Raw genomic sequence first — 18,026 nt, 5'->3', positions numbered from 1 at the left:
GTAGAATAGCGGTCCTTTTTCAGCGGGCGGCGCCAAGCCTGGTGCGGCCCCGGATGCCTTCGAGGACCTGAAATGACCCGTATCGGAACCCCTTTGTCGCCCACCGCGACCCGTGTACTGCTTTGCGGCTGTGGCGAACTGGGCAAGGAAGTGGTGATCGAACTGCAGCGCCTGGGCGTCGAAGTGATCGCCGTCGACCGCTACGCCAATGCCCCGGCTATGCAGGTGGCGCACCGCAGCCACGTGGTCAACATGCTCGATGGCGTTGCCCTGCGCGCCGTGATCGAGGCCGAGAAGCCGCACTATATCGTCCCCGAAATCGAAGCTATCGCCACCGCCACCCTGGTCGAGCTGGAAAACGAAGGTTTCAACGTGGTGCCGACTGCCCGCGCCACCCAACTGACCATGAACCGTGAAGGCATCCGCCGCCTGGCCGCCGAGGAGCTGGACCTGCCGACCTCGCCGTACCACTTCGCCGACACCTATGAAGACTATGCCAAGGCCGTGGCCGATGTCGGTTACCCATGCGTGGTCAAGCCGGTGATGAGTTCGTCGGGCAAGGGCCAGAGCCTGTTGCGTAGCGCTGCCGACCTGCAGAAGTCGTGGGAATACGCCCAGGAAGGCGGCCGCGCCGGCAAGGGCCGAGTGATCGTCGAGGGCTTCATCGACTTCGAATACGAGATTACTCTGCTGACCGTGCGCCACGTAGGCGGCACGACCTTCCTTGAGCCGGTCGGTCACCGCCAGGAAAAAGGCGACTACCAGGAGTCCTGGCAGCCGCAGGCCATGAGCCCGAAGGCGCTGGCCGAGTCGCAGCGTGTGGCCAAGGCGGTCACTGATGCCCTGGGCGGCCGTGGCTTGTTCGGTGTCGAGCTGTTCGTGAAGGGTGACCAGGTGTGGTTCAGCGAAGTGTCGCCACGCCCGCATGATACTGGCCTGGTCACCCTGATTTCCCAGGACCTTTCGCAGTTTGCCCTGCATGCGCGGGCAATTCTTGGCCTGCCGATTCCGGCAGTGCGCCAGTTCGGCCCGTCGGCCTCGGCGGTGATCCTGCCGGAAGGCCGGTCGCAGCAGACCAGCTTCGCCAACCTGGGCGCAGCGCTGAGCGAGCCGGATACCGCCATTCGCCTGTTCGGCAAGCCGGAAATCAACGGTACGCGGCGCATGGGCGTGTGCCTGGCGCGGGATGAATCGGTCGAGCTGGCCCGGGCCAAGGCGACCCGTGCTGCGCAGGCGGTCAAGGTCGAGTTCTGACCTGCGATCGCAGGGGGCCGCATAGCGGCCCCCATCATTCAAAGCGCAGTATCGCGAGTTTCTTTCAGGCACAGTACGGCAAGCAGGCTGATCACCGCTGCCGCCGACACGTACCCCCCGACCCAGCTCAACCCACCCATGCTCACCAGTTTCTGGGCAAAGAACGGTGCCGCCGAGGCCCCGACGATACCGCCCAGGTTATACGCAGCCGACGCCCCGGTGTAACGCACATGGGTCGGGAACAGTTCCGGCAGCAGTGCCCCCATCGGCGCAAAGGTCACGCCCATCAGGAACAGTTCGATGGCGAGAAACAGCGCCACGCCTGCGGTAGACCCCGAGGTCAGCAGCGGTTCCATGGTAAAGCCCGAGGCCACCGCCAGCAGGCCACCGACGACCAGCACCGGCTTGCGCCCGTAACGGTCACTGAGCCAGGCCGACAGTGGCGTGGCCAGGGCCATGAACACTACCGCGAAGCACAGCAGGCCGAGGAACGTTTCGCGGCTGTAGCCCAGCGTGGTCACGCCGTAGCTCAGCGAGAACACTGTCGAGATGTAGAACAGTGCATAGCACACTACCATGGCCGCCGCGCCCAGCAGGGTCGGCCTCCAGTGTCTGGCAAACAGGTCGACCACCGGCATCTTCACCCGTTCCTGGCGGGCGACTGCCTTGGCGAACACCGGGCTTTCCTCGAGTTTCAGGCGCACATACAGGCCGACCAGCACCAGCGCCGCACTGAGCAGGAACGGAATACGCCAGCCCCAGGCACGGAACTGCTCATCGCTGAGTACCAGGGCCAGGGTCAGGAACAGGCCGTTGGCGGCCAGAAAGCCGATCGACGGCCCCAGCTGCGGGAACATGCCGAACCAGGCACGCTTGCCTTGCGGTGCGTTCTCGGTGGCCAGCAACGCCGCGCCACCCCATTCTCCACCCAGGCCAAGGCCCTGGCCGAAGCGCAACAGGCAGAGGATTATCGGCGCCCATACACCAATGCTGTCATAGCCCGGTAACACACCGATGGCCGTGGTGGACACGCCCATCAGCAACAGTGAGGCGACCAGGGTCGATTTGCGGCCGATGCGGTCGCCGAAATGGCCGAACAGTGCCGAACCCAGCGGGCGCGCCAGGAAAGCGATGCCGAAGGTGAGAAAGGCCGCCAGCATCTGCGCGGTGCCTGACCCCGAAGGGAAGAACACCGGGCCGATCACCAGGGCTGCGGCAGTGGCGTAGACGTAGAAATCATAGAACTCGATGGCGGTGCCAATGAAACTGGCGGTGGCGACCCGCGCGGGCGAGTTGACCGGCGCGGCAGGTGCTTCGGCATAAGTGCTGCTGGTTGTCATTAAGTAGGTCCCTGACAGTCTGATCCGGCTCCATGGGCGTGGCCGGCGACGGCGTGCGAAGCAGAAAAGCCAGCACGGCTGCGCGGGCGCCGGAGCGTTTTGTTGTTGTGCACGCCAGACTGACGATAGCCCAAGGGGGATAGGGGCGGGGACGGCCACTGTTCGGGGTGTTGAAGCAGGACCGCGGGGCGTGTCAGTGGGGCGGACTGGCCGTGGAGCGCCGGGTGCGGATAGCAGGCGGGACGGCGAGGCTGGGTAAGCGTGGCCCGAGTATAGCTATCGGGTCACGGTCCATACCAGTACCTTGCTGGCACAATTGTCCTCTGTTTCGAGGATTTCCAGGCGGTAGCGGCCAATCTTCAGGCAGACGGCGCTTTCCGGGATGCTTTCCAGCGCTTCGGTGACCAGCCCGTTGAGGGTTTTCGGCCCGCCGTCGCAGGGCAGGTGCCAGCCCAGGGTGCGATTGATTTCGCGCAGCGAAGCGGTGCCGTCGATCACGAAGGTGCCATCAGGCTGGGGGTGGACGTGGGGGTTGTCCAGGGTGTGCTCGTCCTCGAATTCGCCAACGATTTCTTCGAGGATGTCTTCCAGGGTGACGATGCCCAGTACTTCACCGTATTCATCCACCACCACGCCCAGGCGGCGTTGTTGTTTGTGGAAGTTCAGCAGTTGCATCTGCAGGGGCGTACTTTCCGGTACGAAATAGGGCTCGTAGCAGGCGCTGTGGAGCTTCTCCAGGGTCAGCTCGGCCTTGGGCAGCAGGTGGCTGATCAGCTTGGTGTTGAGGATCGCTTCAACCTGGTTGATGTCGCTGTGGTACACCGGCAGGCGGGTGTGGCGGCTGACGATCAGTTGCTCGATGATGCGCTCGATCGGCTCGTCGAGGTTGATGCCGTCCACTTCGTTGCGCGGCACCAGAATGTCATTGACGGTGATCTTGTCCAGTGACTGCAGGCCGTCAAGCAGGCCATGGCGCGGCGCTTCGTGTGCGTCGTCCTCGTCGAAATCATCCACTTCCGGCGGATGCACGGCCACTGCCTTGGGTTGCACGCGGAACGGGCGCAGGACCAGCCTGGCAATGCCATCCAGCAGGCAGGCCAGTGGTTGCAGCAGGGCCAGGGGCATTCTCAGCAGGCTGCCACCGAGGCTGACGAAGGCCTGCGGGTTGCGCCGGGCCAGGCGGCGTGGCAGGTACTCGGCGAACACCAGCAAGGTGAGGGTGGCAGCCAGGCCAGCCAGCCAGAAACCGTGTTCGCCACTGTGGCGCTGGCCGATCAGGCAGGCCAGGCCCAGCACCAGCAACTTGCCCAGGCTGGCACACAGTACCAACGCCTGGGCGGGCAGCGCGGGGCTGTCATCGCCGTTGCGCGAGCCATTGAGCTGCTGGCGGGCAGCATCCACGGCGCTGAACAGTGCCGACCACAACAGTGCCAGTGCCAGGGTGCCGAATAGCGGTGCGTACGGCAGGGTATCCATGGGCGGCCGTCAGATATGCAGGATGAATTCGCGAACCAGCTTGCTGCCGAAATAGGCCAGCATCAGCAGGCAGAAACCGGCCAGTGTCCAGCGGATGGCCTTGTGGCCACGCCAGCCCAGGCGGGTGCGGCCCCACAACAGCACGCTGAATACCACCCAGGCGACACAAGCCAGCAAGGTCTTGTGCACCAGGTGCTGGGCGAACAGGTTGTCGAGGAACAGCCAGCCGGAGATCAGCGACAGCGACAGCAGGCACCAACCGGCCCAGAGGAAGCCGAACAGCAGGCTTTCCATGGTTTGCAACGGTGGGAAGTTGCGGATCAGCCCGGATGGGTGCTTGTTTTTCAGCTGGCGGTCCTGCAGCAGCAACAGTAGCGCCTGGAACACCGCGATGGTGAACAGGCCGTAGGCCAGGATCGACAGCAGGATGTGTGCGAGGATGCCCGGTTCCTCGTCGATCAGCGGCACTGTGCCGGGGGGGGCGAACTGCGCCAGCAGCGCGGTCACCGCGCCCAGCGGGAACAGCAGCACCAGCAGGTTTTCCACCGGTATGCGCAGGCAGGCCAGCAAAGTCAGGGCGATGACTGCCACGGCGATCAGGCTGGCGGCGCTGAAGAAGTCCAGGCTCAGGCCCAGCGGGGTGATCAGCTGGGAGAACAGCGCACCGCCCTGGGCGAGCACAGCGAAGGCGCCCAGCAGGGCGAGCAGGCGCTTGTCGGCCTTGCGGTTGCGGGCCAGGAACGAGCCCTGGTAGACGGCCGCGGCTATATAGAGGACGGCGGCGATCAGGTTGGGGATGAGGCTGGGTGAGGAGACCATAAGTCCTGGTTGGCGAGCCTTTAAAGAGACGGAGTTTGGCATAGATCCCGGCGCTCTAGGAAGACTGGCAGACCGCGGCGTGGCATTCGCGGGTCAACCAGCTCCTGCAGGGTTGGTGCAGGCCTGCAGGCAGCGGAGGATCCGCTGGAAGCGGGCATGCCCGCGAACAGACCGGCACCGCCACCGAATATCTCCCAAGGTGTGCGCCGCCGCCGCACTTCGCTATAATCGCCGCCTTGCTGTGCCCGGCGGGTGTGCATTCCGCCCTGGGCGCCTGACAAACCTCGGCTTTTACTGGGCCTGAAAGGATCACCATGTTCGAAAACCTGACCGACCGCCTGTCACAGACGCTGCGCCATGTCACCGGCAAGGCCAAGCTGACCGAAGACAACATCAAGGACACGCTGCGCGAAGTGCGCATGGCCCTGCTCGAGGCCGACGTTGCCCTGCCGGTGGTCAAGGATTTCGTCAACAGCGTCAAGGAGCGTGCGGTCGGCACCGAAGTGTCGCGCAGCCTGACCCCGGGCCAGGCCTTCGTGAAGATCGTTCAGGCCGAGCTGGAAAGCCTGATGGGTGCGGCCAACGAAGACCTCGCGCTGAACGCCGCACCGCCTGCCGTGGTGCTGATGGCCGGCCTGCAGGGTGCGGGCAAGACTACCACCGCCGGCAAGCTGGCGCGCTTCCTCAAGGAGCGCAAGAAGAAGAGCGTGATGGTGGTGTCTGCCGACGTCTACCGCCCGGCGGCGATCAAGCAGCTGGAAACCCTGGCCAACGACATTGGCGTCACCTTCTTCCCGTCCGACATCAGCCAGAAGCCCGTGGCCATCGCCGAAGCGGCCATTCGGGAAGCCAAGCTGAAGTTCATCGACGTGGTCATCGTCGATACCGCCGGCCGTCTGCATATCGATGCCGACATGATGGACGAGATCAAGGCGCTGCACGCCGCGGTCAAGCCGATCGAAACCCTGTTCGTGGTCGATGCCATGACCGGCCAGGACGCTGCCAACACCGCCAAGGCGTTTGGCGAGGCGCTGCCGCTGACCGGCGTGGTGCTGACCAAGGTCGACGGTGACGCCCGTGGCGGTGCCGCCCTGTCGGTGCGGGCCATCACTGGCAAGCCGATCAAGTTCATCGGTATGGGCGAGAAGACCGAAGCGCTCGAGCCGTTCCACCCCGACCGCGTCGCCTCGCGCATCCTCGGCATGGGTGACGTGCTCAGCCTGATCGAGCAGGCCGAGCAGAACATCGACAAGGCCAAGGCCGACAAGCTGGCCAAGAAATTGAAGAAGGGCAAGGGCTTCGACCTCGAAGACTTCCGCGACCAGTTGCAACAGATGAAAAACATGGGCGGCCTGGGCGGCCTGATGGACAAGCTGCCGAGCATCGGCGGGGTCAACCTGTCGCAGATGGGCAACGCCCAGGGCGCGGCCGAGAAGCAGTTCAAGCAGATGGAAGCGATCATCAACTCCATGACCCCGGCCGAGCGCCGTGATCCGGAGCTGATCAGCGGCTCGCGCAAGCGCCGTATCGCCATCGGTTCCGGCACCCAGGTGCAGGACGTGGGCCGCCTGATCAAGCAGCACAAGCAGATGCAGAAAATGATGAAGAAGTTTTCCGCCAAGGGCGGCATGGCCAAGATGATGCGTGGCCTGGGCGGGATGCTGCCTGGCGGCGGCATGCCCAAGCTGTAACCCCTATTCCGGGTGCCTGCCGTTTGTTCGGAGGGCGCCCTGAACCCCTGCCTTGGTGGGGCAACGGCCGCGAATTTCGCGGCTCAACCGGCGAATCTGGACGGCAGGGCACGGCCTTGCCGAAAAAGTCATTTGCAAATGTCCGTGTATTCCCCGAGAATATGCGGCCTTTTGGGCACCCGTGTGCCTATTTGGCATTCAGATTTGCAGTACCAGCTGCTGTATCAACTGCAGCACCGACTATAGGAACGATGTTCACATGGTAACCATTCGTCTGGCCCGTGGCGGCTCGAAAAAGCGCCCATTCTACCACCTGACCGTGACCAACTCGCGTAACGCCCGTGACGGCCGTTTCGTTGAGCGCGTAGGTTTCTTCAACCCGATCGCTGCTGGCGCCGAAGTCAAGCTGTCGGTCAACCAAGAGCGCGTCAACTACTGGCTGAGCCAGGGTGCACAGCCGTCTGAGCGCGTTGCTCAGCTGCTGAAGGACGCTGCCAAGGCTGCTGCCTGAGCAGTATGAACGCGACGCCAGAAAAGGCTGACGACCTCATCGTCGTTGGCAAGATTTTTTCGGTTCACGGCGTTCGCGGCGAGGTGAAGGTGTATTCCTTTACCGATCCGATTGAAAACCTGTTGGATTATCCGCGCTGGACGCTTCGGCACGAAGGCAAGGTAAAGCAGGTCGAGCTGGTCAACGGTCGTGGCTCCCAGAAGGGCCTGGTCGTGAAGCTGAAAGGTCTCGATGACCGTGATGAAGCCCGTCTTCTGAGTGGTTACGAAATCTGCATTCCGCGGAGCCTTTTGCCCAGCCTGGCTGCCGACGAGTACTACTGGTACCAGTTGGTAGGCCTTAAGGTCATCAACCAGGACGAACAGCTGTTCGGCAAGGTCGATCACCTGCTGGAGACCGGTGCGAACGATGTCATGGTGGTCAAGCCCTGCGCAGGCAGCCTGGATGATCGCGAGCGTCTGTTGCCCTATACGGCGCAATGCGTGCTCGATATCGACCTGGAAGCAGGCGTTATGCGGGTTGAGTGGGACGCGGACTTCTAGACGATGGGTAACCTTCGCGTAGACGTCATCACGTTGTTCCCCGAGATGTTCTCGGCCATCACGGAGTACGGCATTACCAGCCGCGCGGTGAAACAGGGGTTGCTTCAGGTGACTTGCTGGAACCCGCGGGACTACACCACAGATCGTCACCACACGGTGGATGATCGGCCGTTTGGCGGTGGTCCGGGCATGGTGATGAAAATCAAGCCTCTGGAAGACGCCCTGGTTAGTGCCAGGCAGGCAACCGGAGCAGCGGCGAAGGTCATCTACCTTTCGCCACAGGGCCGCAAGCTGACACAGCAGGCGGTCAAAGGCCTGGCCGAACAGGAATCGTTGATCCTGATCGCCGGTCGTTATGAAGGCATCGACGAGCGCTTTATCGAGGCTCATGTCGATGAGGAGTGGTCGATTGGCGACTATGTGCTTTCCGGTGGCGAGCTGCCGGCCATGGTACTGATCGATGCGGTTACACGGCTGCTGCCCGGAGCTTTAGGGCATGTGGATTCGGCGGAAGAAGATTCCTTCACCGACGGTCTGCTCGATTGCCCGCACTATACCCGACCTGAGGTGTATGCGGATCAGCGTGTTCCCGACGTGTTGCTAAGTGGCAACCATGCACACATCCGGCGTTGGAGAATGAAGCAGTCCCTTGGTAGGACCTTCGAACGACGCGCCGATCTTCTGGAAAGTCGCTCGCTTTCTGGAGAAGAGAAGAAGCTGCTCGAGGAATATCTCCGCGAGCGGGACGATAGTTAAACGTATCGATGGTGGATCACGTATCCATCTTAGGAGCACAGCATGACCAACAAGATCATCCAGCAGCTCGAAGCCGAGCAGATGAGCAAGGAAATCCCGGCCTTCGCACCAGGCGACACCGTTGTCGTCCAGGTTAAAGTGAAGGAAGGTGAGCGTTCCCGTCTGCAGGCGTTCGAAGGCGTCGTTATCGCCAAGCGTAACCGCGGTCTGAACAGCGCCTTCACCGTGCGCAAGATCTCCAGCGGCGTTGGCGTAGAGCGTACCTTCCAGACCTACAGCCCGCAGATCGACAGCCTGGCCGTGAAACGTCGTGGTGACGTGCGTAAAGCCAAGCTGTACTACCTGCGCGACCTGTCCGGCAAAGCCGCTCGCATCAAGGAAAAACTGTCCTGAGTGCAGTTTGCCCGGTGGCCGAGGCCGCCTAGCGAGAAAAAAGCAGCCTTCGGGCTGCTTTTTTGCGTTTTGAACCCTACAGATGTGTGTGATTGTCATGACCCCCCGAGACCAGGAAATCCAGCGCCGCACCGAGTTGTCGGTGACCCGCGTGACCAAGGCGGTGTTCCCCAACACCACCAACCACCACAACACCCTGTTCGGCGGCACTGCCCTGGCCTGGATGGACGAAGTGTCGTTCATCGCCGCCACGCGCTTCTGCCGCCTGCCACTGGTGACCGTGTCTACCGACCGTATCGATTTCAAGCACCCGATCCCGGCGGGTTCGATCGTCGAACTCGTGGGCTCGGTGATCAAGGTTGGCAATACCAGCTTGCAAGTACAGGTGGATGTGTTCGTCGAGAACATGTATCTGGACGGGCGCGAGCGGGCGATTCATGGGGTATTCAGCTTCGTCGCCATCGACGAGGACAAGCGCCCGGTGCCGGTCCTGCCCCAGGTCTGAGTGGTTTTGTGCCGGCCTCTCGCGGCTAAAGCACCGCTCTCAGGGCCTGTGCGATCCCTGTAGGAGCGACTTTGGCCGCGAAGAGGCCAGTACAGACAAAAATCATGTGGCTGTGAAACACTAAGCCCACCTCCAACACCCAGCAGCCCCGCATGCCCGCCCTAGACCATCCCCTGATCGACCAGTTCCTCGATGCCCTGTGGCTCGAAAAAGGCCTGTCCGACAATACCCGCACCTCCTACCGCAGCGACCTGGCCCTGTTCAACGGCTGGCTCCAGGAGCATTCGGTAGCGCTGCCCGACGCCGGCCGCGATATGATCCTCGACCACCTGGCCTGGCGCCTCGACCAAGGCTACAAACCACGTTCCACTGCACGCTTCCTGTCCGGCCTGCGCGGTTTCTTCCGCTACTTGCTGCGGGAAAAGCTGGTGGCTGTCGACCCGACCCTGCAAGTGGACATGCCGCAACTGGGCAAGCCCCTGCCCAAGTCGCTTTCCGAAGCCGACGTCGAAGCCTTGCTGCAGGCCCCGGACCTGAGCGAAGCCATCGGCCAGCGCGACCGGGCCATGCTCGAAGTGCTCTACGCTTGCGGCCTGCGCGTCACCGAACTGGTCAGCCTGACCCTCGACCAGGTCAACCTGCGCCAAGGCGTGCTGCGGGTGATGGGCAAGGGCAGCAAGGAGCGCCTGGTGCCGATGGGTGAGGAGGCGGTGGTGTGGCTGCAGCGCTACCTGCGCGATGGCCGGGCCGAATTGCTCAACGGCCGCCCCAGCGATGTGCTGTTCCCCAGCCAGCGTGGCGAGCAGATGACCCGCCAGACCTTCTGGCACCGCATCAAGCACCACGCTCGGGTGGCCGGCATCGACAAGCCGTTGTCGCCGCACACCCTGCGCCATGCTTTCGCCACCCACCTGCTCAACCACGGCGCCGACCTGCGGGTGGTGCAGATGCTGCTGGGCCACAGCGACCTGTCGACCACGCAGATCTACACCCATGTCGCCAAGGCCCGCCTGCAACAATTGCACGCCCAGCATCACCCGCGTGGATGAATGTTTTTCATGTTCCGCCGACCGGTCCTTGCAAGGCCCTTCATCGACGGTGTGATGTGGTAGGCTTGAGCGGTTTGCACCAAGGGCCGTATTGCACCGCGCATGTTTGCGCAGGTGACGCCCTCCGGCCCCTGTCCGCCTTCAGGAGTTCCCATGCGCGTGACCCAGTTTTTCGCCGCCGCCGCGTTGGCGCTGGCCAGTACCTTTGCCGTTGCCGCGGTAACCGACAGCACTGCTGGCGCCGAGCAGGCCATCCGTAAATCGTTGCAGAACCTCGAACTGGAAGTTCCCGTCGAAAGCGTGGCCAGCAGCCCGGTCAGCGGCCTGTATGAAGTCAAGCTGCAAGGCGGCCGCGTGCTCTACGCCAGCGCCGACGGCCAGTTCGTGATGCAGGGTTACCTGTTCCAGATCCAGGACGGCAAGCCGGTCAACCTGACCGAGAAGGCCGAGCGCCTGGGTATCGCCAAGCTCGTCAACGGCATTCCAGCCGCCGAGATGGTGGTTTATCCTGCCAAGGGCGAGACCAAGTCGCACATCACCGTCTTCACCGACACCACCTGCCCGTACTGCCACAAGCTGCACGCCGAAGTGCCCGAACTCAACCGCCGCGGTATCGAAGTGCGTTATGTCGCCTTCCCGCGCCAGGGCCTCGGCTCGCCGGGTGACCAGCAGTTGCAGGCCGTGTGGTGCTCCAGCGATCGCCGGGCGGCGATGGACAAGATGGTCGAAGGTGAGGAGATCAAGGCTGCCAAGTGCGCCAACCCGGTCAGCAAGCAGTTCCAGTTGGGCCAGTCGATCGGTGTCAACGGCACGCCAGCGATCGTGCTTGAAAGCGGCCAGGTCATTCCGGGCTACCAGCCGGCACCGCAGGTGGCCAAGCTGGCACTGGCCAGATAATCCAATTCAGTGCGCCGTCGTCATGGGGTGACGGCATGTTTCACGGCCGGCAAAGGTGTCGGCCGTTCAATGGGGAGTTCACAGTGAAACCGGTCAAAGTAGGCATCTGTGGGTTGGGGACCGTCGGTGGCGGAACCTTCAATGTACTTCAGCGCAACGCCGAGGAGATTGCCCGCCGTGCCGGGCGCGGTATTGAAGTGGCACAGATCGCCATGCGCTCGCAGAACCCGAACTGCCAGATTACCGGTACCCCCATTACCGCTGATGTGTTCGATGTTGCCAGCAACCCGGAGATCGACATTGTCATCGAGCTGATCGGTGGCTACACCGTGGCGCGCGACCTGGTGCTCAAGGCCATCGACAACGGGAAGCACGTGGTCACCGCCAACAAGGCGCTGATCGCCGTGCACGGCAACGAAATCTTCGCCAAGGCGCGCGAGAAGGGCGTCATCGTTGCCTTTGAAGCAGCCGTGGCCGGCGGTATCCCGGTGATCAAGGCCATCCGCGAAGGGCTGTCGGCCAACCGTATCAACTGGCTGGCCGGCATCATCAACGGTACCGGCAACTTCATCCTTACCGAAATGCGTGAGAAGGGCCGTGCCTTCCCCGACGTGCTCGCCGAAGCCCAGGCGCTGGGCTACGCCGAGGCCGACCCGACCTTCGACGTCGAAGGCATCGATGCCGCTCACAAACTGACCATTCTCGCCTCGATCGCGTTCGGCATCCCGCTGCAGTTCGACAAGGCCTACACCGAAGGCATCACCCAGCTGACCACTGCTGACGTGAATTACGCCGAAGCCCTGGGCTACCGCATCAAGCACCTGGGCGTGGCCCGCCGTACCGCCGACGGCATCGAGCTGCGGGTCCACCCGACGCTGATCCCGGCCGATCGCCTGATCGCCAACGTCAACGGTGTGATGAACGCCGTCATGGTCAATGGTGATGCTGCCGGCTCCACCCTGTACTACGGCGCCGGTGCCGGCATGGAGCCTACCGCTTCTTCGGTGGTCGCTGACCTGGTCGACGTGGTGCGGGCGATGACTTCCGACCCGGAAAACCGCGTACCGCACCTGGCCTTCCAGCCGGACTCGTTGTCGGCCCACCCGATCTTGCCGATCGAAGCCTGCAAAAGCGCCTACTACTTGCGCATCCAGGCCAAGGATCACCCGGGCGTACTGGCCCAGGTGGCCAGCATCCTCTCGGCGCGTGGCATCAACATCGAATCGATCATGCAGAAGGAAGCCGAGGAACAGGACGGCCTGGTACCGATGATCCTGCTGACCCATGGTGTGGTCGAGCGGCACATCAACGATGCCATCGTCGCCCTGGAAGCCCTGCAGGACGTGGTCGGCAAGGTCGTGCGCATTCGCGTCGAACAGCTCAATTAATTTTGCCGTCGGGCCGCCTGCGCGGTCCGGCCCCAGTATCGAAGGTTTGCACCCATGCGCTATATCAGCACCCGCGGCCAGGCACCGGCCCTGAATTTCGAAGACGTCCTGCTGGCCGGTCTGGCCAGTGACGGCGGCCTGTACGTGCCAGAGAACCTGCCACGCTTCACCCAGGAAGAAATCGCCTCGTGGGCCGGCCTGCCGTATCACGAGCTGGCCTTCCGGGTCATGCGCCCGTTCGTCGAAGGCAGCATCGCCGATGCCGACTTCAAGAAGATCCTCGAAGAAACCTATGGTGAGTTCGCCCATGCTGCCGTGGCGCCACTGCGTCAGCTGAACAGCAACGAGTGGGTGCTCGAGCTGTTCCACGGCCCGACCCTGGCATTCAAGGATTTCGCCCTGCAACTGCTGGGTCGCCTGCTCGACCACGTACTGGCCAAGCGCAACGAGCGCGTGGTGATCATTGGTGCTACCAGCGGCGACACTGGCTCCGCCGCCATCGAAGGTTGCCGCCGTTGCGACAACGTCGACATCTTCATCCTGCACCCGCACCAACGCGTTTCGGAAGTGCAGCGTCGGCAGATGACCACCATCTTCGGCGACAACATCCACAACATCGCCATCGAAGGCAACTTCGATGACTGCCAGGAAATGGTCAAGGCCAGCTTCGCCGACCAGTCGTTCCTCAAGGGCACTCGCCTGGTTGCGGTGAACTCGATCAACTGGGCGCGAATCATGGCCCAGATCGTCTACTACTTCCATGCCGCCCTGCAGCTGGGTGGCCCGGCCCGTTCGGTCGCGTTCTCGGTACCTACCGGCAACTTCGGCGACATTTTCGCCGGCTACCTGGCGCGCAACATGGGGCTGCCGGTCAGCCAGCTGATCGTCGCCACCAACCGCAACGACATCCTGCACCGCTTCATGAGCGGCAATCAGTACGTCAAGGAGACCCTGCACGCGACCCTGTCGCCGTCGATGGACATCATGGTGTCGTCCAACTTCGAGCGCCTGCTGTTCGACCTGCACGGCCGCAATGGCGGCGCGATTGCCGAGCTGATGGCGAACTTCAAGCAGGGCGGTGGTTTCAGCGTCGAACAGGACCGCTGGAGCGAAGCCCGCAAACTGTTCGACTCGCTGGCGGTGACTGACGAGCAGACCTGTGAAACCATCGCAGAGGTATTCGCTGCCACCGGTGAGGTGCTCGACCCGCACACCGCGATTGGCGTCAAGGCCGCGCGCGAATGCCGGCGCAGCCTTGACACGCCGATGGTGGTACTGGGGACCGCGCATCCGGTGAAGTTTCCGGAAGCGGTGGAAAAGGCCGGTGTTGGCAAGGCGCTGGAACTGCCGGCGCACCTCAGTGACCTGTTCAGCCGTGAAGAGCGCTGCACGGTGCTGGCCAATGACCTGAAGGCCGTGCAGAGCTTTGTCAGCCAGCACGGGAACCGCGGCAAGCCGCTGTAATCGCATTACTTGGGGCTGCGCAGCAGCCCAGCACGACCCAAGGCCGCTCTGCAGAAACCTCGCGTTTCCTTGTGGGAGCGGCCTTGTGCCGCGATGGGCCGCGAAGCGCCCCAACATCTCGGCTTTTTCTCACGTCCCTCTCAGAAACATCCTATTCAGGTCAACCTGTACAGCGCCTAGATTAGCCGGTCCTCCCACCAGGAGCGGCTCATGCACCAGCCCTACGTGGTGATCCACCAGGCTCGCCCATCTCACCAGATTCTCCTGCACCAGGCCCTCAACGCCCAGGGTGTGTTCGACGTGCGAGTCAGCGCAACCAGCACTGAACTCGATGCTTGCCTGGCGCTGGAGCGTCGCCCCGACCTGCTGATCCTTGACCACGCCATGCCAACCCAGGCCGGCCTTGCCTTGCTCGAACAGCAGCAGCGTGCACGCGCTCTGTTGTTTGTCGGCCATGCTAGCGACAAGCAGCAAAACCTTGCCCAGGAAGCGAGAAACCGCGGTCTGTGGGTACTCGCGGAATTACCCTGGCCGCTGTCGATGCCACACCTGCAGCGTGCCTTGCAGGCACTGCAGGTACGCCCCTGGCGACATATTCAAACTGTCACCTGCACCCCGCATGCTCACTGATGCAGGCGCGATGTGACGAACTTTCCGCTGCGTCTGTTGGTCAGTTCCTATATATCCCACCATGCAGCGAGTGATCCGGATGGAAAAAATCTGCAGACTGCTCAACGAAGCCCTGACCCCCTACCAGGCCGACCTTGGCGCCGCCGATGCCCAGGGTAATCGCCAGTTGACCGTGCGCGACCCGTTGGCCGACGTGATCTTGCGGCGTACGGTCAGCGAGCGCCAATTGCAGGAGCATCGCCTGTTGATAGACCTGGTAGATGGCTTGCACCGTGACTTGCAGATCGCCGAGGGGCGTTTGCAGCCTTGTGTCATCGCCGCATTGCAGCAGCGCCAACAACCCCCAGGAACCTTTGCCTGACTGGCTGATCAGACTTTGCAGGGCAGCCAGCCAATGCTTTGCTCCGGCGTTGGCAGGGTTGCCGCAGGAAGTCCCCAAGGACTTTCGTTTGGCCCCGGACGTGCTCCCCAGCGTCCGGGGTTTCTTTTGTGTGGACCGCCCGTTCCTATACGATCGGTGTGCTTTTTTTCGCCTTCCGCGGTTGTTTCTCTGGACGCCTGCCGGGCTTTAGCTGCCAACGATCGGCATTGGCGAGCAGGCGCTCCTGAATCGCTGGCGGGTAATCGGCCAGGGTTGTCACAGGCGGGACGGGTTTGCCGGGCCTACCGGCCTCGCAGATGACGTACAGGCACAGCGCGTAGGAGTACGCTTCGAGATGCGCAGCGGGATAGCCGTGCTGCTGGATTTCCTCGCGGATGGCGCTGATCTGCGTTTGCAGGCTCTTGTGCACGTATTCGATGTTTGGCAGGTCATCCAGGGTGCGCAGGCGAATGACCAGGCCGAACAATGGGTTTGCCGCGTCGAGCATCAGGTTGTCGAAGCCGCCGCGTAGCTGGAACTCAGGGTCGGCCGGGTAACCGGGTAGATCTGCTGGGTGTTGAGGGCCGGCGCCAGTGCGAGGTAGCTAGCCCTCTTTCAGATCCTCAAGCAGTATGGTCTTTTTCTTCGTGGGCACTGGTTGTTCAGTACCCTTGGACTCGTTGGACATCCTTAATCCTCCTCTCTTACCGGGGCGACTTCACGCAACGGCTGCGGACTTTCCAGGCAGTCGGACGCAAGCAATCTGTGGAACGCGAAGAGTAACGAGGAATCAATTCATGGCAGAAAGTTGCCAAAGAAGGATGCGGAAGACTTGCTCGGCGCTCACTGGTGTTGGAAAAAACCTTTGCTGTCTTCCAGGTAGCCGCCTCGCAACGCCGGGTCCAGCCAGCGCGCATATTGCGCCGGCAACACCTCCTGGCGCAGGGGCGGCAGCAATTGGTCGATATGTGCGATGGCTGCACGGCCCAACTCGGAGTCCGAGCACCCCACATGCAGAAACTGAAAGCGCTTGACTCCCTGCACAGGATAGAACCGATAGTCATCCAGTGACCGGCCTTGCCGCTGGACCAGGTAGCGCACTTCATGCCAGTACCCAAGCACCAGGCGCAAGCGCCCCAGTTGCTGCATCTGCAGCAGGTTGGCGGTGGCGTCGTTGCCATAGTGGCGGTTGAGCACGGTGTCGGGAAGCTGGCGCAGGATCGCGTCGATCTGCGTGCCGTAGCTGCGTTCGGCAACCACCCCCAGCTGCAGCATGGTCTTGCTCAGCAGGGCATGCAGATCTACCTGCTGGTCGTCCAGGTAGGGCTCAACCAGCGCCTGGCTGTCCTTGCGCAGCACCAGGCCACCGCTGAGCACGCCCAGTGACGGCATGGAAAAGCGCACGTATTTGGCGCGCTCCGGTGTCCATAACAAGGTCGGGTCACAGGTGAAGCTGTTGCGGTCTTGCAGCATCTGGATACCGCGGGCGCGGTTGACCCGCACGATGCTGTGGTCGTACTCGGGCATCTGGGCGATCAGCCGCGGCAACAGCTGGTCGATCACCCCCTGGCCCTTTTCCGGCCCTTCGAGGATGGTGAACGGCGGCAGGTCGCGCACCAGCCAGAACAGGCGCTCCTTGGCGCTGGCAGGTTGCAGCAGCAATGCCGGCAACAGCCCGCACAGCAGGACCAGGCGATGTAGGTAACGGGCAGCGCACATGAGCCGGGCCAGCGTCGGGGTCAGACCGTGCCGGCTGCGCGCAGGTTGGCGATGGCAGTCGCGTCGTAGCCCAGCTTGCCGAGCAACACCTCGGTGTGCTCGCCCAGCGCCGGGCCAACCCACTCGGCCGAGCCGGGGGTATCCGACAATTTGGGCACGATGCCGGGCATGCGGAACGGCTTGCCGTCCGGCAGCCGGGCCTGCAGGAACATCTCACGTGCCAGGTACTGTGGATCGTTGAACATGTCTTCGGCGGAATAGATGCGGCTGGCCGGTACTTCGGCGGCGGTCAGCACCTGCATCAACTGGTCCAGCGGCAGGCTGTTGGCCCAGCGGTCGATCACCCCGTACAGCTCGTCGCGACGCAGGTCGCGGCCATCATTGGTAGCCAGGCTCGGGTCGTCGGCCAGGTCGGTGCGGCCAATAGCCTGCATGAAGCGCTTGAAGATGGCATCGCCGTTGGCGCCGATCTGCACATGCTTGCCGTCGGCACTGGTATGAATGGAGGAAGGCGTGATACCCGGCATGATGTTGCCGGTGCGCTCGCGGATGAAGCCGAACACGTCGAATTCCGGAACCATGCTTTCCATCATGGCGAAGATGGCCTCGTACAGTGCCACATCCACCACCTGGCCTTCACCGCCGTTGATCTCTCGGTGGCGCAGGGCCATCAGCGCGCCGATCACGCCCCACAAGGCGGCAATCGAGTCACCGATGGAGATGCCCGTGCGCACCGGCGGGCGGTCGTCGAAACCGGTGATATAGCGCAGGCCGCCCATCGACTCGCCCACGGCGCCGAAGCCTGGCTGGTCCTTCAGTGGCCCGGTCTGGCCAAAGCCCGACAGGCGTACCATCACCAGGCGCGGGTTGAGGGCATGCAGCACGTCCCAGCCCAGGCCGAGTTTTTCCAGCACGCCCGGACGGAAGTTCTCGATCAGGATGTCAGCCTCGGCCAGCAACCGCTTGAGAATCTCGCGGCCTTCGGGGTGCTTGAGGTTGAGGGTAAGCGACTGTTTGTTGCGGGCCTGCACGAACCACCACAGCGAGGTGCCCTCGTACAGCTTGCGCCATTTGCGTAGCGGGTCGCCGCCATCGGGCGATTCGACCTTGACCACCTCGGCGCCGAATTCGGCACAGATGCGCGAGGCGAACGGCCCGGCGATCAGGGTGCCGAGTTCGATGACTTTAAGGCCGGCGAGGGGCTTGCTGGGCGTAGGCATGGGGCATCCGT

18 protein-coding genes and 1 pseudogene are annotated in these 18,026 nt (G+C 62.9%); 13 read left to right on the top strand and 6 right to left on the bottom strand.

Annotated elements, in window-relative coordinates; all coding sequences use genetic code 11:
• The first annotated feature begins 72 nt into the window (after positions 1–72).
• Complete coding sequence (gene purT, locus B4L76_RS05065; RefSeq protein ID WP_296230938.1) at positions 73–1,254, top strand: formate-dependent phosphoribosylglycinamide formyltransferase; 1,182 nt, start codon at positions 73–75, stop codon at positions 1,252–1,254.
• 38 nt (positions 1,255–1,292) lie between these two features.
• On the opposite strand, the gene B4L76_RS05060 is transcribed toward purT, so the two are convergent.
• The 3 genes from B4L76_RS05060 to B4L76_RS05050 form a co-directional block, all read right to left on the bottom strand.
• Positions 1,293–2,594 (bottom strand): MFS transporter, encoded by a 1,302-nt coding sequence (locus B4L76_RS05060; RefSeq protein WP_296230937.1) that lies wholly within the window; start codon positions 2,592–2,594, stop codon positions 1,293–1,295.
• A gap of 276 nt (positions 2,595–2,870) precedes the next feature.
• Positions 2,871–4,070, bottom strand: coding sequence for a transporter associated domain-containing protein (locus tag B4L76_RS05055; RefSeq protein ID WP_296230936.1), 1,200 nt, complete (start codon positions 4,068–4,070; stop codon positions 2,871–2,873).
• A 9-nt stretch (positions 4,071–4,079) separates the two neighbouring features.
• Complete coding sequence (locus tag B4L76_RS05050; protein WP_296230934.1) at positions 4,080–4,889, bottom strand: cytochrome C assembly family protein; 810 nt, start codon at positions 4,887–4,889, stop codon at positions 4,080–4,082.
• A 314-nt stretch (positions 4,890–5,203) separates the two neighbouring features.
• On the opposite strand from B4L76_RS05050, the gene ffh reads away from it, so the two are divergent.
• The 12 genes from ffh to B4L76_RS04990 all read left to right on the top strand — a co-directional run bounded on the left by ffh (position 5,204) and on the right by B4L76_RS04990 (position 15,076).
• A complete protein-coding gene (gene ffh / locus B4L76_RS05045) occupies positions 5,204–6,580 on the top strand; it encodes a signal recognition particle protein (RefSeq protein WP_170028509.1) in 1,377 nt (458 codons plus the stop codon).
• A 259-nt stretch (positions 6,581–6,839) separates the two neighbouring features.
• Positions 6,840–7,091, top strand: a complete 252-nt coding sequence (gene rpsP, locus B4L76_RS05040; RefSeq protein ID WP_003259424.1) for a 30S ribosomal protein S16 — start codon at positions 6,840–6,842, stop codon at positions 7,089–7,091.
• 5 nt (positions 7,092–7,096) lie between these two features.
• A complete protein-coding gene (rimM, locus tag B4L76_RS05035; protein ID WP_170028510.1) occupies positions 7,097–7,633 on the top strand; it encodes a ribosome maturation factor RimM in 537 nt (178 codons plus the stop codon).
• Positions 7,634–7,636: 3 nt separating this feature from the next.
• Positions 7,637–8,389, top strand: coding sequence for a tRNA (guanosine(37)-N1)-methyltransferase TrmD (trmD, locus tag B4L76_RS05030; RefSeq protein WP_003252146.1), 753 nt, complete (start codon positions 7,637–7,639; stop codon positions 8,387–8,389).
• Between the two features lie 42 nt (positions 8,390–8,431).
• Positions 8,432–8,782, top strand: coding sequence for a 50S ribosomal protein L19 (rplS, locus tag B4L76_RS05025; RefSeq protein WP_225780641.1), 351 nt, complete (start codon positions 8,432–8,434; stop codon positions 8,780–8,782).
• Positions 8,783–8,879: 97 nt separating this feature from the next.
• Positions 8,880–9,287 (top strand): acyl-CoA thioesterase, encoded by a 408-nt coding sequence (locus B4L76_RS05020; protein WP_170028512.1) that lies wholly within the window; start codon positions 8,880–8,882, stop codon positions 9,285–9,287.
• Between the two features lie 152 nt (positions 9,288–9,439).
• Positions 9,440–10,336 carry a site-specific tyrosine recombinase XerD gene (gene xerD / locus B4L76_RS05015; protein ID WP_296230932.1) on the top strand — a complete coding sequence of 299 codons (897 nt, stop codon included), beginning with the start codon at positions 9,440–9,442 and terminating at the stop codon, positions 10,334–10,336.
• Positions 10,337–10,489: 153 nt separating this feature from the next.
• Positions 10,490–11,233 carry a thioredoxin fold domain-containing protein gene (locus tag B4L76_RS05010; RefSeq protein ID WP_296230931.1) on the top strand — a complete coding sequence of 248 codons (744 nt, stop codon included), beginning with the start codon at positions 10,490–10,492 and terminating at the stop codon, positions 11,231–11,233.
• Between the two features lie 83 nt (positions 11,234–11,316).
• Positions 11,317–12,621 carry a homoserine dehydrogenase gene (locus tag B4L76_RS05005; RefSeq protein ID WP_296230930.1) on the top strand — a complete coding sequence of 435 codons (1,305 nt, stop codon included), beginning with the start codon at positions 11,317–11,319 and terminating at the stop codon, positions 12,619–12,621.
• Positions 12,622–12,675: 54 nt separating this feature from the next.
• Complete coding sequence (gene thrC / locus B4L76_RS05000; protein ID WP_296230929.1) at positions 12,676–14,085, top strand: threonine synthase; 1,410 nt, start codon at positions 12,676–12,678, stop codon at positions 14,083–14,085.
• Between the two features lie 210 nt (positions 14,086–14,295).
• Positions 14,296–14,715, top strand: a complete 420-nt coding sequence (locus B4L76_RS04995; RefSeq protein ID WP_296230928.1) for a histidine kinase — start codon at positions 14,296–14,298, stop codon at positions 14,713–14,715.
• 79 nt (positions 14,716–14,794) lie between these two features.
• Complete coding sequence (locus tag B4L76_RS04990; protein WP_296230927.1) at positions 14,795–15,076, top strand: DUF3509 domain-containing protein; 282 nt, start codon at positions 14,795–14,797, stop codon at positions 15,074–15,076.
• A gap of 319 nt (positions 15,077–15,395) precedes the next feature.
• On the opposite strand, the pseudogene B4L76_RS24225 reads toward B4L76_RS04990, so the two are convergent.
• The 3 genes and pseudogenes from B4L76_RS24225 to B4L76_RS04975 form a co-directional block, all read right to left on the bottom strand.
• Positions 15,396–15,764: pseudogene (locus tag B4L76_RS24225) on the bottom strand (DotU family type IV/VI secretion system protein); the annotation flags it as partial.
• A gap of 155 nt (positions 15,765–15,919) precedes the next feature.
• The gene (locus B4L76_RS04980; RefSeq protein ID WP_296230925.1) at positions 15,920–16,795 is read right to left on the bottom strand and encodes a TIGR02285 family protein; all 876 of its coding nucleotides are present in this window, start codon (positions 16,793–16,795) and stop codon (positions 15,920–15,922) included.
• Positions 16,796–16,815: 20 nt separating this feature from the next.
• Positions 16,816–18,015 carry a CaiB/BaiF CoA transferase family protein gene (locus B4L76_RS04975; RefSeq protein ID WP_296230924.1) on the bottom strand — a complete coding sequence of 400 codons (1,200 nt, stop codon included), beginning with the start codon at positions 18,013–18,015 and terminating at the stop codon, positions 16,816–16,818.
• Between the last annotated feature and the right edge of the window lie 11 nt (positions 18,016–18,026).

This window comes from Pseudomonas sp. UBA4617 (genome assembly GCF_002386445.1).
Taxonomy (GTDB): Bacteria; Pseudomonadota; Gammaproteobacteria; order Pseudomonadales; family Pseudomonadaceae; genus Aquipseudomonas.
This window is presented reverse-complemented; position numbering and strand designations above follow the sequence as displayed.